Genomic DNA, 14,473 nt, shown 5'->3' on the forward strand with positions numbered 1-14,473 from the left:
GGTCCGGACCGCCCCCGGGTCATTCGGCGGCGGTTCCCAGCCTTTCGGGCCTGGCCATCCATTCGTGTCCCCGCAGCATCGCCCGCCAATAGATCGGCGGCAGCAGCCTTTCCTTCAGGAACCACGCCGCGCGGCTTGGCCTTGTGCCGTCGATCAGGAAGGACGGAAAGCTTGGCTTGACCACCCCGCCATAGCCGAATTCGGCCAAGACGATCTTGCCGCGCTCGACCGTCAGCGGGCAAGAACCATAGCCGTCGTATTGGGCGACTGCCGATTTTCCCGCGATGTCGGCCACGATGTTCTCGGCCACCGTCGGTGCCTGCTTGCGCGCTGCGGCGGCGGTCTTGGCATTGGGCGCGTTCATCACGTCGCCAAGCGCCCAGATGTTGTCGAAGCTCTTGTGGCGCAGCGTCGCCTGGTCAACGTTGACCCAGCCTGCCGGATCGGCCAGCGGCGAGACGCGAATGAAGTCCGGCGCTGTCTGCGGCGGGCAGACATGCATCATGTCAAACTCAATCTCGACGCGGCGGGGTTCCTTCTCGGCCTCCTTGACCTCGAAGGTGGCCGTCTTCGCTGGCCCGTCGACCGCCACGAGATTGTGAAAGAAGTCCAGCGTTGCGTCGTACTTCTTCACGTATTCCATCAGTGTCGGCACGTAGTCCTTCACGCCAAAGAGCACGCCGCCCGCGTTGCAGAAGTGGATGTCGATGTTCTTGAGACGACCGGACCGGTGCCAGTGGTCTGCCGAGAGATACATCGCCTTCTGCGGCGCGCCGGCGCATTTGATTGGCATCGGTGGCTGGGTGAAGAGCGCGGTGCCGCCGCGCATCTCCCGCACCAGTTGCCAAGTGTAGGGCGCTAGGTCGTAGCGATAGTTCGAGGTTACCCCGTTTCGGCCGAGCGTATCGACAAGGCCATCGACCTTGCCCCAGTCGAGCTTGAGACCGGGACAGACGACGAGACGATCGTATTTCACGACACGGCAACCATCGAGGATGATCGCGTTGTTCTGCGGCTCGAAGGCCGCGACCGCGGCCTTGATCCACTTGACCCCTTTCGGGATCAGGCCGCCCATTGTCTTGGCGGTTTCCTGTGCCTCGAAGATGCCGCCGCCGACCATCGTCCAGCCGGGCTGGTAATAGTGGATCTCGGCCGGATCGATGATCGCGATATCGAGGCCGGGCTTGCGCGATTTGAGACTTGCCGCGACTGCGATGCCGCCGGCACCCGCGCCGACGATGACCACTTTGTAGTGCGCATCGCCCGTGTCGGTCGGGGTCTTGCCGCCGTTGGCGACGCGGCGCGCGACACCGTTCATGTCATAGCCTGCCGCCTTCGTCATGGCGAGGATCTCCGAGACGGGTCGCTTTTTCGCCTCGTGCAGCGACCAGAGTGTAGCCGAGCGTGTGCCGGTCCGGCAGTAGGCCAGGACCGGGCGTTGCACCTCTGCCAGCGCCTGGCCGAAGGCAGCAACGTTCTGATCGGTCACCATCCCCGACTCAACCGGGACGTAGCGCGTCTCGATCCCCTCGGCCTTGGCAGCGGCCTCGATCTCTTCGAAGCTCGGTTGATCCGCGCCTTCCCCATCGGGGCGATTGCAGATGATCGCACGATAGCCTGCAGCCTTGATCGCGGCCATGTCCATGGCTGCGATCTGCGGGGACACCGTAACTTTCGGCGAGATTTCTTTCAGTTCCATCGTTGCATTCCTCCCTTTTGGTTTCGATCTAAGACCGTTCACCGACGACAAAGCGCCGCCATCGCGCCTGCGGACTTCTTCAAGTGGATGGGTCTTCGACTTGTATGACCGAAACCATCTTCGCGCTGTACGCCCGGTCGCCGATGCGGTCGATCAACTCCAGTTGCAGCTCCAACCAGGCCTTATGGCCTTCTTCATCCATGGCGATCCTTTCGAAAAGCATGCGCGATCCGACATCGTTGACCTCATAGGCTTGTCGGGCCGCGCTGAGATAGAATTCAATGGCCTCCTCTTCATCGGCAAGGTCGGCCTTGAACATATCCGGCAGGGTTTCCGCACGCTTGGGCGATTTTGCGAAAGCAATCTCGGGCGTTCCTTTCAGGAACATGATGCGCTCGATGAACAGGTCGGAGTGTCCGATTTCCTCTGCCTGTTCCTCGCGCATCTTGTCTGCCAGCAAATTGAGGCCCCAATCGTCGAGGACATGCGCGTGCAATTGATACTGATGCGCGGCGCTCATTTCCATTTGAAGCGCCTTGTTCAGGTTCTCCACCGTTGCGTTGTTCGACATTGTCTTCTCCTTCCGATGTGTAAGCGCAGTATCTCTCAGAGACCGTTCAGGGGCACCTTGAGCACCGGGTTGCCGTCCTTGTCGGTCGGCACCTCGCCTGCGCGCATGTTCACCTGGAGCGACGGGATGATCAGCTTGGGCATCGCCAGGGTCGCGTCACGCTCGGTGCGGAACTTAACGAAATCCTCCTTTGTCTTGCCTTCGCCCACATGGATGTTGTGGGCCTTTTCCTCACCCACCGTGGTTTCCCACTGGATGTCGCGCCCGTTCGGTCCATAGTCGTGGCACATGAACAGCCGCATCTCGTCCGGCAGCGACAGGACCTTCTGGATCGAGTCGTAAAGCGTCGCCGCATCTCCGCCCGGGAAATCGGCACGCGCCGAACCGCCGTCGGGCATGAACAGCGTGTCGCCCACGAAAGCCGCGTTCCCCATCACGTGCACCATGCAGGCCGGGGTGTGGCCGGGCGTGTAGATGGCGAATGCCGGCAGGTTGCCGATCATGTAGCGGTCGCCATCCTCGAACAACCGGTCGAACTGGCTGCCATCGCGCTGAAACTCGGTGCCCTCGTTGAACACCTTTCCGAAGGTCTCCTGCACGACCATGATCTTCGAGCCGATACCGATCCGTCCCCCCAGTTTCTGCTGGATGTAGGGGGCTGCGGACAGGTGATCGGCGTGGACGTGGGTCTCGATGATCCATTCCAGCTTCAGCCCCTGCGACTGCACCTGCCGGATCAGTTCGTCCGCATGGTCGTAGGTGATGCGCCCGGCGGCATAGTCGATGTCCATGACGCTATCGATGATGGCGCAGGCGTCGGACGTCGGGTCCTTCACGATGTAGCTGATCGTGTTCGTGGCGTCGTCGAAGAAGGCCTGGACCTCGGGTTTGATGGTCATGTCCACGGGGTATGTCATGGTGTTCTCTCCTGGAATGGTGCGGTGGGTCAGGATGCGGCGCGCGGTCGTCCGAGTGGCGCCAGGATGCGGCGCAGCCAGAAGCCGAGGGTGACGGAGACCAGGAACAGGGCGACTTCCCAACGCCCCGTCCCGAGGGCCGGAATGGCCGCGCCGGGACAGAAGCCGGCAATGCCCCAGCCGATCCCGAACAAGGCCGACCCCCCGACAAGCTTCATGTCGATGTCGGTTCCGGTGGGCACCTGGAAGCGTCCGCCGAAAAGGGGAGCCTTGCGCCGCCAGACCAAGCGGTAACCGATGGCCGCAACGATCAGCGCCCCGCCCATGACGAAGGCCAGGCTCGGGTCCCAGCTGCCCGCCAGATCGAAGAAGTTGAGCACTTTCGCCGGGTCCATCATGCCCGAAAGGGCGATACCGGTGCCAAAGACGACACCTGCGAGAAGTGCAAGGACAAGCTTCATGGATCAGCCTCCGAACACGTGGCGGACAAGGAAGACGGTGATCGCGGCCGTCGCCATGAAGGTGGGCACGGCGACCAGCGACCGGATCGACAGGCGCGACAGCCCGCAGACCCCATGCCCCGATGTGCAGCCGGACCCAAGGCTGGCGCCCAGCCCCACGATGACGCCACCAACGGCGATCATCGCCGGGCTGACCGGAACCGTCAGCGCCGGCATCGCGCCTGTCACGGCGAAGATCAGCACGGGGGCAAGGATCATTCCGGCGATCATCGCAAGCCGCCAGCTTAGCTCCTCGCGGCTTTCCGCAAAGATCGCGCCCGACAGGATGCCTGTCGCACCGAAGATCCGGCCGAGCCCGAGCATCAGAAGGACCGCGCCAAGTCCGATCAGCAGACCGCCGCCGAACGAAGTGACCGGAGTGAACACAGTCTCCATCTCAGCAGTCCCGACATGTTTTGAGACCGAGCATTGAGTAGAGCGGGCACACCTTCATCAGCGACGTCGCGAGCATGACGACGCCAACGAAGGCCGCACCATATTTGAACAGAGGCTCGGCGAAGAGCTGCAGACCGCTAAAGAAGGCGAGATAAAGCAGGACCAGCCCCAGCGCGGCGCGCAGGATACGGTCAAGAGTTCCGACATTGGTCGTCATGGCGTCCTCCGGACTTGAAGTTGACCATGACATATAACTTTGTCGGCACCGTTTCAGTGATATTGTCACCGAGCGCCGATTTTTTTCGCCGATCCGCTAGTCGCTTTCGGCAAGCGCACGCAGGGCCGGCTTATCGGTGACCTCTATCCGTCCGCGCGATTGCGCGATGTAGCCGCGCTTGTGGAAATCATGCAGCACGCGCGACACAACCTCGCGCGCGGTCCCCAGTTCACTGGCAATCTGCGCGTGAGTCGCGGCGATTTCCCGGTCGTCGCCCACCAGGACGAGCAGGCGTTCGGCCAGTCTGACGTCGATCTTGCCGAAGGCGACATCGTCCACGACGCGCAGAAGGTCGATCAGCCGCCTTGAATAGGCAGCAAACACGAAGTTGCGGAAAGCTGCTTCCTCGGCGACAAGCATGTCGAAGGCGGGCCTTGAAAGAACCACAACACTGATTTCAGTCTCTGCCAAGCCTTCGGCGTTGTAGGCCTCTTCGGCCAGCATGCAGGCCGTGGTCAACACGCAGCTTTCACCCGCATCAACGCGGTACAGCACAATGTCACGACCGTTCTCGGATGTCTGCGAAACGCGGATGGTGCCCTCTAGCAAAAACAGCAGGCTGTCCGGGATGTTACGCGGGCCGAAAACCTCTTGGCCCTTGGGGTATCTGCGGATCTGCGCCACCTTCAGCAGCCGGTCCCGCACGGTGCGTGGAAGGTTTCGGGTTCCTAGAAACTGTTCGGTCCAATCGCGGTTGTTCATCGCGCCCTCCGCATCGGGGAAACGATGCCCTCTGCAAGGGGCGCTATACGGGACAAAAGCTCACCTCTGTTCGATGCGATATCCGCCAGCGTGAGTTCATCTAGAACCGTCATGAATGCTTTGGTCGCCTCGTGCAAAGCCCGCGATAGCTTGCAGATGCCGATCAGGGGGCAGCTGTTGCGTTCGGGGTTGAAGCATTCGACCAATTCCAGCGGTCCTTCTGTCAGGCGGATGACGTCACCGACGACGATGTCTTCAGCAGGATGTGACAGTCTGAAACCACCGCCCCTTCCGCGCCTGGTCTCGACCAGACCGGCCTGTCCCAGTTCATGAACGATCTTCACGATATGCGGTCGGGCCAACCCGTGCACGCGGACCACATCGTCCACGCGGACAAGATCGGGTGATCTGAGCGCGGCAAGTTGCAGCGACCTCAGTGCATAATTCGAATATGCCGTAAGTTTCATCGGCACCTCCCTGTCGAAGATATATTACCGATATAAGTTTTTTTAAGCTTGGTGACAATGTCACTGAGTCGGCAGCTTTCGTGCGGTAGCGGGTAGCTAAATTTCTGAAAGGACAAATTATGCCGCTACTTCTTGGAGACGTCGTCCCGGACTTCACCGCCGAGACGACGACCGGTCCTATCTCATTCCATGCTTGGATCGGTAACAAGTGGGCTTTCTTTTTCAGCCACCCTGGCGACTTTACTCCGGTTTGCACCACCGAGATGGGCCGGACATCGCAGCTCGGTGCAGAATTCGAGAAGCGCGGTGTCGAACCCATCGGGCTAAGCACCGATTCCGTCGAAGAGCATCTGCAGTGGATCGACGATGTCAACGAGACCCAGAACACGACTCTGCAGTTTCCGATCGTCGCCGATCCCGATCTGAAGATCGCGCGTCTCTATGACATGATCCATCCCGCCCAGTCCGCAACAGCTGCGGTGCGTTCTGTCTTCATCATCGATCCTGAGAAAAGGCTTCGATTGACAATGACTTATCCCATGAGCGTCGGTCGCAACTTCGATGAAATTCTGCGCGTGATCGATGCGCTTCAGGCAGGGGACAGGTATAAAATTGCAACGCCGGCCGACTGGCGACCCGGCGACGAGGTCATCATTCCACCCTCGATCGATGACGTCACAGCAAAAGATCTGTTCCCGCAGGGTTGGACAACGCTTCGTCCCTATCTGCGGATGACACAAGTTCACGACTGATCACGCACGAATTGCAGCGGAGAAACGACATGAAACGGCTTGCATACGCAGCGCTGACCGTGATGGGGCTTGCCGGGCTTGCACAAGCGCAGGAAGTTCCGGGATTGGTGACGATCGTAACGTCGGAAGACGCGCAAACCCAGCTGATGGGCATGGTCCTGACCATGCAGGCGGTTCAGCAAGGTGCCAAGGCCCATATCATGCTCTGTGGCCCGGCCGGCGATTTGGCCCTGATGGAACCCCCAGCTTCAGCGACCGCCCCACAGCAACCGCGTGGCATGAGCCCCCAAGGGCTGATGCGGCAGATCATGGAAGCAGGCGCCCAAGTCGAGGTCTGCGCAATTTATCTGCCGAACAAGGGCGCAGATCCCGAGGTCTTGCTGGACGGGATCAGCCCCGCTGATCCGGCCGCAATGGCCGCGCGCCTGCTTGCGCCGAACGTTCGCATCCTGACCTTCTGAACAACGTCACGCGGATGGCAGTACCACCCGTCATGTTCCCACCCCGGAGACCCCCATGCTCGCCTCCTTCGACGCGGTCCTCCTCGCCCGCATTCAGTTTGCCTTCACGGTAAGCTTTCACTTTCTCTTTCCGGCTTTCACCATTGGTCTCGCGAGCTATCTGGCCGTGCTCAACGGTCTGTGGCTCTGGACGAAGAACCATAAGTATCTTGATCTTTTCCGGTACTGGGTGAAAATTTTTGCCTTGGCTTTCGCTATGGGCGTCGTTTCGGGCATCGTGATGTCCTACCAGTTCGGGACGAACTGGTCCGTGTTTTCCGACAAGGCCGGGCCTGTCATCGGTGCACCCATGGCATACGAGGTGCTCTCGGCCTTCTTCCTCGAGGCGGGCTTTCTCGGGATCATGCTCTTTGGCCGAGAGCGCGTGGGACCGACCCTTCACATGATTGCCACCGCGATGGTCGCGCTCGGCACGTTCTTTTCGGCCTTCTGGATTCTCAGCGTGAACAGTTGGATGCAGACGCCTGCGGGGTTCTCAATCGATCCGGAAACCGGGCAGTTCCTGCCGGAGAATTTCTGGGACATCATCTTCAACCCATCTTTCCCCTATCGGCTCGTGCATACGGTGATAGCGGCCTACCTCACGACAGCATTTATCGTCGGCGGTGTAGCGGCATTCCACCTGCTGCGCCGTCGGAGGCGGGGCGAGGCCACGTCCGAAGCCACCAGGACAATGTTCTCGATGGCGATGTGGATGGCGGCCATCGTGGCGCCGGCGCAGATTTTCCTGGGCGATGCGCATGGGTTGAATACGCTGGAACACCAGCCCGCCAAGGTCATGGCCATGGAGGGTCACTATGAAAGCCACCCGGAGGGCGCGCCGCTCTATCTCTTCGGCATTCCCAACGATGAAACGCAGACCCTCGATTATGCCGTCGGTATTCCGAAGCTGTCGTCGCTGATCCTCAAGCATCATCTCGATGCGCCGATGGATGGGCTCGACACCATCCCCGACAATGAACAGCCGCCGGTGGGCATCGTCTTCTGGTCGTTCCGCATCATGGTGGCATTGGGCTTTGCCATGCTTGGGATCGGAGGCTGGTCACTTTGGGCGCGCTGGCGCGGCCGTCTCTTCGAGGCGCCGTGGCTGCATCGCGCTGCCTTGGCCATGGCGCCCTCGGGGCTGATCGCGGTTCTGGCCGGATGGATCACGACCGAAGTCGGTCGCCAACCCTATACGGTCTATGGGCTGCTGCGAACCACGGAAAGTGCGGCGCCGCTTGACGCCGCCGCCGTCGGAACATCGCTTGTGGCCTTTGTCGTGGTGTATTTTTCCGTGTTCGGCGCAGGCACCTTCTACATCCTGAGACTGATGAGCCGTCCGCCGGTCTTCGACGAACCGCGTTTGAAGGACGTCACCAAGGGGCCTATCCGCACGGCCGGCATCACGCCGGCCATCGAGGAAACCATGCGGCGCCCAGAAGCTGCCAATCCGGGAGAGTGAAACCAATGCCCATCGCCGAAGGGGTCGCATTCGACCTCACCTTTGTCTGGGGGTTCCTGATCGCCCTTGCTGTGCTCATCTATGTCGTCCTCGACGGGTTCGATCTGGGCTTGGGCATGCTGTTCGCCGTGGAGCCTGATCGACGGCACCGCGACGTGATGATGAACTCGGTTGCGCCCGTTTGGGACGGAAACGAGACTTGGCTCGTCCTCGGAGGCGGCGGCCTTTTTGCGGCGTTCCCGCTGGCTTACGCCCTTATCCTTCCAGCTCTCTATGTGCCGATCATAGCAATGCTGCTGGCCCTCATCTTCAGGGGCGTCGCCTTCGAGTTCCGCTGGCGCACCGAACGTTGGCGCGGTGTCTGGGACATTGCCTTCATCGGCGGCTCGGCGGTGGCCGCGCTCAGCCAGGGCATCGCGCTTGGCGGGCTGCTGCAGGGCATCACGATCGACAAGGCCGCTCGTGCCTATGCCGGCGGCTGGTGGGACTGGCTGACGCCCTTCTCGGTGACGGTCGGCTTCGCTGTCATGGTTGGCTACATGCTTCTGGGAGCGACTTGGCTGATCATGAAGACCGATGGAGAGCTTCAGGATCGCATGCGCAGCCGGGCTTGGATCCTGGGAATCGCGACTGTGGCATTCATCGGCGCAATCAGCATCTGGACACCATTCCTGCAGGAGGGATACTTCGTGCGCTGGTTCGCAGGCGCCCGCATTCTGCTTGCCGCGTTGGTGGCAGCCGCAGTCCTTGGCCTTTCATTCCTGATGTTTCGGGCAATACATGTGCATCGCCATGACCACTGGCCCTTTGTTTTGGCCTTGGCGATGTTCGGCCTGTGCTTCGTGGGTCTTGGGATCTGTATGTTCCCCTATATCGTACCAACCCAGATCACTTTGTGGGAGGCGGCCGCTCCATACGAGAGCCAACTCTTCATGATCATCGGGGCGGGCATTTTGATCCCGATCATCCTTTCCTATACGGCTTATGCCTATTGGGTCTTCCGTGGAAAGGTGGATCCAGACGAAGGATACCACTAATGCAACGCGCAAACAGCGCTGGCAGCAGCGCACGCAATCGGCTCGTTCAGCGAATAATGTGGTTCATCGGCCTTTGGGTTGCTTCGGTCGCAGCTCTTGGGGCAGTGGCATACGCTATTCGCTTATGGCTTGGGCTTGGTTAGGCCCATGACAACCAACGAGGCGCTTGCGCTTCATCCTTTGTTTTTTCGGTTCTGCGCTTCGGTATGAAGTTTGACACCAGGCATCAAACAAATGATCCATCGGCGTTATAGAATGGGCAGCATGCTTGGCCAAGTATGGCCGTCGAACCTGTTCATTGAGTTCCTCGGCATTCGCCGGAATAACTTGTCCCAACCAGGATGAAACATGAGAGACAAGTGCGCCTTTGGTCCATTCTGTATTACGAACGTCGTATCGTCGAAATTCTTCGGAAGTCGCGTGGCTTTCACCTAAGAACATCCGCTCGCGTCGGACCGGGACATCGCGACCCGAGCAATGATCCTTGCGTTCAAGGATCATTGCACCATCCATGCTTGGGATGCGACTATCTTGGACAGGCGTCGCAGCCCTATCCGTTTTGATCAGATAATCCGTACCTGCGTCCCGATGGGGCACAGGGCGAACAGTTCCTCGATCTTCTCATTATAGAGCCCAATACAGCCGTCCGAAGAAAGACGTCCGATCTTTCGGGTGTCGTGCGTACCATGGATCAGATAGGCGGGCCAAGAAAGATACATCGCATGGGTGCCAAGCGGGTTGTCGGGACCCGGCCCCATGGGTTTGTATTGAGGAAACCGCTCCATCATGGATGCGGTGGGCGTCCAGCTGGGGCCCACTTTTTTCCGCACGATCTTGGTATGGCCGCGCTTGGTCAACTCTTCTGAGATCGGTACTGAGGTTGGGTAGGTGCGATAGGTCTGACCGTCTCCCGACCAGAAATGCAGCGCACGCGACTCGGTATCGGCGACGATCGCCCCAGGACCCAGCTCGTCGAAATGATCCTGCCAGCGCTGCATGGTGAAACTGCTGATATTGCGCGTAGGCATGGTCTGTGCGCGGGCGATCACGGGTACGGCCAATCCCCCAAACGCGATCAGGCCCAGTGTGCGGCGGCGAGACAATCCTGTCATGTGCTGTTCCTCATGCTGGTTTCTTTTATGCTGGCCCGAAAATGCTTTCGCCAGCTTAAGCGAGGCTTAAGATACCTCGCGCGCCGCAGCGATGGCCCTGTTCAAGGCGGTCCGGTCCATCGCGCCCGCGTGGATTTGGCGCCCAACGATGAAGGCGGGTGTGCCTTGCAGGCCCAGAGCTGCCGCGTGCTGGCCATTTCGGTTGATCAGCCCGTCCCACCGGTCACGGTCCTGCCGGTAAGATGCCAAGAGAGCTTCTGGATCGAAGCCTGCCCGAGTCAATGTCCGGCGTACATCGTCGTCTGAAAGGCGAGCCGGGGTGGCCATCAGGGCTGCTTGCGCGGCGGTATAGTCGTCCGATGCGATCGCCCCTAACACCATCTGCGAGGCCATGATGGAAGAGCCGCCGAAGATCGGCCAATCCTTCAAGATGAGCCGCACGTTCCCGTCGGCCTCGACCTCGGCCATCAGATCCGCATGACCGCGCTTGCAGAATGGACATTGGTAATCGAAGAATTCGGCCACGGTCACATCGCCCTGCGGATTGCCCAACACCGGCTGGTCGGGGTCGAACAAGACGGCTTGCACCTGTGGTTCCTTGCCAGAGTTATCGGCCGTGGAATTCCCGATGAACCGGGTCAGACCGACGCCGCCCAAGGCAAGGATTCCAATGCCTGCGCCTCCTGCCAGAATGGCTCGACGGGTGGGGGTCATGGTGTGCCTCCAGTAATGTCCGTGGTGTCATCTGTTGCCGTGACGGGCACCGGCCTGTGGATAGAACCGGGCGGCGTGGTCCCCATGCCCGACTGCGCCTGCGAGAGAACGATGACCTTGGCCATGCTGTCGGTGCGTTCGGCCAGATGAATGATGTCCTGATTGAACAGCCTGATGCAGCCAGCCGAGGAGGCTGTGCCGATGGATTCCGGGTCCGGCGTGCCGTGGATGCGGTAGTAGGTATCACCACCCGAATTGTGGATGTACAGCGCCCGTGCGCCCATCGGGTTCATCAGCCCGCCATCGACCCCATCCGCCGAGGGCCCGTACATTTCAGGGTTTTCGGCCAACATGCTGTCGGTCGGCGTCCATCGCGGCCAGTCGCGCTGATAGGGGGTATGCGCCTCTCCGGTAAAGCCATAGCCGGCAGCGCCCACGCCCACGGTATAGCGCATGGCGGTGTTGTCGGCCTGCACATGATACAGGCGCTTGGCATAAGGATCGACAATGATCGTGCCGACCGGGTGATCGGTCCAATAAGGGACGACCTGACGCGCTTTGTCCTCGGTCAGGAGCGAGGGAGGAATGGCGGGCACGGTCAGATCCCCGTCGGGCTGGGCTGCATACATCGCCGCGGTGCCCGGGCTGACCGGAGCCGCGACCGGTGCCGTCGGCGCGGGATGAGGCGGCGTCGCAGGCTGACAGGCTGCCAAGGCCAACAAGGCCGTCCCGGCCAGCAGTGATTTCAAGTATCGCTTCATCATGGCTCCCTTGCCGTCTCTATCAGGGCGCGCAGCGCGGCGCGCGAAATCTCTCCGGTATGAGCGCGGACCAGCGTGCCGTCCGCATCGAAGACCAGCGTGGTGGGCATGCCTACCGCACGCAGTCGGGCCATCAGATGGCTGCTGGGGTCGCGCAGCATGCCGTCCAGGGGCAAGTTCTCGGCGGCTAGAAAGGCAAAGATCTGGTCGGAGCGTTCACCCTGATTGGCGAAGATAAAATCAACCCCAGGCATCTGGGCGGCCAGATCGGTCATCATCGGCATCTCGCGTCGGCAGGGCGGACACCAGGTAGCCCACAGATTCAGCACGACCACCCGGTCGCGCCCGGCCAGTTGCATGGACGTACCGTCCAGCGCCAACAGTTCGATCATGGGAATGGTCATGGCCGGGCGCGGCAGGATCGATACCGCCGCCTGATGCGCCACGCCGGTGATGGCGGCCGCCATCAGCAGCGGGCGCAGCACCGCTTGCCGCCCCCGCAGTGCCGCGAGGAGCAGCACGGCGCCGCCTGCAACCCAACCGGCACGGGGCGTAAAACCGCCCTGCCAGACGGCCAGCGCGTCCAAGGGATCGCGGGCAAAATCACCCCAATGCGTGATCACGAACCCAGCCCGCGCGCCGATGATCCATCCCAGCACCGCCCACATCGCCCAGGCATCCGCGCCTGTGGGACCACGCTTGGCCAGCAGCCCGACGAGGAGCGTAAACAGAAGGATTGCGCCGATTGCAGCCAGCCGCCCGGCCTCGAAGACGAAAGGCCCGAGAGCGACCGCGTTCATGGCGCAACCTGCCGGACCGAAGACAGCAATTCTTCAGCGGCCATTTCGCCTATCAGGCGGCTGCCTTGGGCCTCGGTCCGGGCAGCGTCGACGAAGACCAACGTAGGCGGACCCGCTGCGGCCAGATCGGCCATCATGGCCTGCGTCTCGTCGGTAAAGTCGGTGACATCGACCTTAATGCGGACCAGATCCTGCATTGCGGCCATCACCTGCGGGTCGGTCATCGGGCCCCGCTCGATCGCCCGGCAGATCACGCACCAATCAGCGGTAACGTAAACCAGCGCAGGGCCGGGGGCCTGCAGCGCCTGCGTCAGCCCTGCTTGGGTCGTGACGGTCTGAAATGTCAGATCATCCTCGGCGGGGGCCTGCCTGCTGGCCAATGGGGCCAAGGGCCGCGCCGGATCATCCCCGCCCAAGGCCGCGCCAAGGCCCTGGACCAACCCGGCAAAGACCAGCAGCAGGCCAGCCGCCGCCGCCATCCGCACACCCCGGCCCGTCTTGGGCGACAGCCGGTCCAGCGCGCCGATGGCCACGCCGCATCCGGTCAACAGCGCGGCCCACAAGGCCAGCACGGCGGGCCCGGGCAGGATGCGCCCCGCCAGCCAGATTGCCAGCCCTAGGAAGACGACACCGAAGATCAGCTTCACCCGCTCCATCCAGGCACCGCGGTGGGGCAGAACGGAGGGACCGAACGCCCCCACCGCCAGTAGCGGCACGCCCTGTCCCAGTCCAAGCGCGAACAAGGCCGCCGCGCCCAGAACAACATCGCCAGTCTGCGCGATATAGATCAGCGCACCGGCCAGGGGTGCCGTCACGCAGGGCCCCACGATCAGTGCCGATCCGAAGCCAAGCGCCGCCGCACCAATTAGCGAGCCGCCGCCACTTTGGCGCGCGGCCAAGCGTGCCTGCCAAGCAGCGGGCATCTGCATCTCGAACAGGCCGAACATCGACAGGGCGAGCGTCACGAAGATCGCCGCGATCACCCCAATGGCGGCAGGCGATTGCAGCGCTGCCTGCAGGTTCGCGCCCGACCAGGCGGCCACCAGGCCAAGCAGGCCGAATGCCCCGGCCATCGCCACGACATATGCGCCGGTCAACGCCAGACCGCGCGCTGCCGTCAGCCCCGCGCCCTGCCGCGTCAGCATCCCTGCCACGATCGGCACCATCGGCAGCACGCAGGGCGTCAGCGAGAGCAGCAGTCCGAACCCGAAGAACCCGGCGATCACCAGCACCGCGCCGCCACGCCCCGCCAAGCCCGCGACGATCCCCTGATCCTGTGCCAGGGTAAGATCGGCCGATGCAGCCGGAGATGCTTGCAATCCGCCGTCGGCGGTCCATCCAGACAGACCGCTGTCTAGGGGCGGTTCCGCAATGACCTGCCTGGACGCGTCCAGCGCGACCTTCTGGGGAGCATAGCAGATGCCGTCCTGCTGACAGCCCTGCCAGTACAGCGTCACTGGTCCTTGTGGCTCTGGAATGGTCGTGGTGACTGGCTCGCGATAAATCTCGTCCTGGCCCATCCACGGGTCATCGTAAATTTCGCCCTCGGGCAGGTCCAGCGGGATGGAACCGGTTTCTCCCTCGGCTAGGATCTTGCTGCGATACAGATAATAGCCTGGCTGGACGTCCCACTCGACCGTCAGGTTGCCCGTCCTATCGGGCGTCACCGTCAGCGTAAAGGCGTCAAGGGGATCCAAAGGGGCGCCTTGGGCCATCGCGGCCGGGGACTGGATCATCAAAGCGGTCAGGACCGCCATAAGAATACGTGTCATCATGACACCGCATCTGGAAAGACAAGCTTAA

The 14,473-nt window shown here is 61.6% G+C and carries 19 protein-coding genes; 5 read left to right on the forward strand and 14 right to left on the reverse strand.

The genetic code is table 11. The features are described 5' to 3' along the window. Positions 1-19: 19 nt before the first annotated feature. The 8 genes from DDE75_RS12235 to DDE75_RS12270 all read right to left on the reverse strand — a co-directional run bounded on the left by DDE75_RS12235 (position 20) and on the right by DDE75_RS12270 (position 5,529). Positions 20-1,699 carry a bifunctional protein tyrosine phosphatase family protein/NAD(P)/FAD-dependent oxidoreductase gene (locus tag DDE75_RS12235; RefSeq protein ID WP_108502651.1) on the reverse strand — a complete coding sequence of 560 codons (1,680 nt, stop codon included), beginning with the start codon at positions 1,697-1,699 and terminating at the stop codon, positions 20-22. Between the two features lie 79 nt (positions 1,700-1,778). Then, positions 1,779-2,270 (reverse strand): bacterioferritin, encoded by a 492-nt coding sequence (locus tag DDE75_RS12240; protein WP_108502652.1) that lies wholly within the window; start codon positions 2,268-2,270, stop codon positions 1,779-1,781. Between the two features lie 35 nt (positions 2,271-2,305). Continuing rightward, positions 2,306-3,187, reverse strand: coding sequence for an MBL fold metallo-hydrolase (locus tag DDE75_RS12245; RefSeq protein ID WP_108502653.1), 882 nt, complete (start codon positions 3,185-3,187; stop codon positions 2,306-2,308). A 29-nt stretch (positions 3,188-3,216) separates the two neighbouring features. After that, entirely contained in the window at positions 3,217-3,648 is a 432-nt protein-coding gene (locus tag DDE75_RS12250) for a DUF6691 family protein (RefSeq protein WP_108502654.1), read from the reverse strand. A gap of 3 nt (positions 3,649-3,651) precedes the next feature. Beyond that, complete coding sequence (locus tag DDE75_RS12255) at positions 3,652-4,083, reverse strand: YeeE/YedE family protein (protein ID WP_108502655.1); 432 nt, start codon at positions 4,081-4,083, stop codon at positions 3,652-3,654. A 1-nt stretch (position 4,084) separates the two neighbouring features. Next, on the reverse strand, positions 4,085-4,300 hold the full coding sequence (locus DDE75_RS12260; RefSeq protein WP_108502656.1) for a YgaP family membrane protein: 216 nt from the start codon (positions 4,298-4,300) through the stop codon (positions 4,085-4,087). A gap of 96 nt (positions 4,301-4,396) precedes the next feature. After that, on the reverse strand, positions 4,397-5,062 hold the full coding sequence (locus DDE75_RS12265) for a Crp/Fnr family transcriptional regulator (protein ID WP_108502657.1): 666 nt from the start codon (positions 5,060-5,062) through the stop codon (positions 4,397-4,399). Beyond that, positions 5,059-5,529, reverse strand: a complete 471-nt coding sequence (locus DDE75_RS12270; RefSeq protein WP_108502658.1) for an Rrf2 family transcriptional regulator — start codon at positions 5,527-5,529, stop codon at positions 5,059-5,061. The genes DDE75_RS12265 and DDE75_RS12270 overlap by 4 nt, the downstream gene beginning before the upstream one ends. Before the next feature lie 119 nt (positions 5,530-5,648). Here DDE75_RS12270 and DDE75_RS12275 point away from each other — a divergent pair, with 119 nt between their 5' ends. From DDE75_RS12275 to DDE75_RS17675, 5 genes are read left to right on the forward strand one after another with little or no spacing between them, the layout of a single operon-like run. Further along, positions 5,649-6,281 (forward strand): peroxiredoxin, encoded by a 633-nt coding sequence (locus DDE75_RS12275; protein WP_108502659.1) that lies wholly within the window; start codon positions 5,649-5,651, stop codon positions 6,279-6,281. Between the two features lie 29 nt (positions 6,282-6,310). Continuing rightward, entirely contained in the window at positions 6,311-6,742 is a 432-nt protein-coding gene (locus DDE75_RS12280; RefSeq protein WP_108502660.1) for a DsrE family protein, read from the forward strand. Between the two features lie 55 nt (positions 6,743-6,797). Then, positions 6,798-8,246: a cytochrome ubiquinol oxidase subunit I gene (locus DDE75_RS12285; RefSeq protein ID WP_108502661.1), complete on the forward strand. Its 1,449-nt coding sequence runs from the start codon at positions 6,798-6,800 to the stop codon at positions 8,244-8,246. A gap of 5 nt (positions 8,247-8,251) precedes the next feature. Next, entirely contained in the window at positions 8,252-9,283 is a 1,032-nt protein-coding gene (cydB, locus tag DDE75_RS12290; protein ID WP_108502662.1) for a cytochrome d ubiquinol oxidase subunit II, read from the forward strand. Between the two features lie 56 nt (positions 9,284-9,339). Next, positions 9,340-9,426, forward strand: a complete 87-nt coding sequence (locus DDE75_RS17675; protein ID WP_245894735.1) for a DUF2474 family protein — start codon at positions 9,340-9,342, stop codon at positions 9,424-9,426. On the opposite strand, the gene DDE75_RS17310 is transcribed toward DDE75_RS17675, so the two are convergent. From DDE75_RS17310 to dsbD, 6 genes are all read right to left on the reverse strand, one after another. Then, the gene (locus tag DDE75_RS17310; RefSeq protein WP_162798990.1) at positions 9,398-9,784 is read right to left on the reverse strand and encodes a hypothetical protein; all 387 of its coding nucleotides are present in this window, start codon (positions 9,782-9,784) and stop codon (positions 9,398-9,400) included. The two genes, DDE75_RS17675 and DDE75_RS17310, sit on opposite strands and share 29 nt — an antisense overlap. Positions 9,785-9,846: 62 nt before the next feature. Then, the gene (locus DDE75_RS12300; protein ID WP_108502664.1) at positions 9,847-10,395 is read right to left on the reverse strand and encodes a L,D-transpeptidase; all 549 of its coding nucleotides are present in this window, start codon (positions 10,393-10,395) and stop codon (positions 9,847-9,849) included. Positions 10,396-10,461: 66 nt separating this feature from the next. Then, positions 10,462-11,109 (reverse strand): DsbA family protein, encoded by a 648-nt coding sequence (locus DDE75_RS12305; RefSeq protein WP_108502665.1) that lies wholly within the window; start codon positions 11,107-11,109, stop codon positions 10,462-10,464. Next, positions 11,106-11,870 (reverse strand): L,D-transpeptidase, encoded by a 765-nt coding sequence (locus DDE75_RS12310; protein ID WP_245894728.1) that lies wholly within the window; start codon positions 11,868-11,870, stop codon positions 11,106-11,108. The genes DDE75_RS12305 and DDE75_RS12310 overlap by 4 nt, the downstream gene beginning before the upstream one ends. Next, positions 11,870-12,670 carry a TlpA disulfide reductase family protein gene (locus DDE75_RS12315; RefSeq protein WP_108502667.1) on the reverse strand — a complete coding sequence of 267 codons (801 nt, stop codon included), beginning with the start codon at positions 12,668-12,670 and terminating at the stop codon, positions 11,870-11,872. The genes DDE75_RS12310 and DDE75_RS12315 overlap by 1 nt, the downstream gene beginning before the upstream one ends. Beyond that, complete coding sequence (gene dsbD, locus DDE75_RS12320; protein WP_108502717.1) at positions 12,667-14,442, reverse strand: protein-disulfide reductase DsbD; 1,776 nt, start codon at positions 14,440-14,442, stop codon at positions 12,667-12,669. The genes DDE75_RS12315 and dsbD overlap by 4 nt, the downstream gene beginning before the upstream one ends. Positions 14,443-14,473: the final 31 nt, after the last annotated feature.

The sequence above is a fragment of the Paracoccus indicus genome, assembly GCF_003056335.1.
Classification (GTDB): Bacteria; Pseudomonadota; Alphaproteobacteria; order Rhodobacterales; family Rhodobacteraceae; genus Paracoccus; species Paracoccus indicus.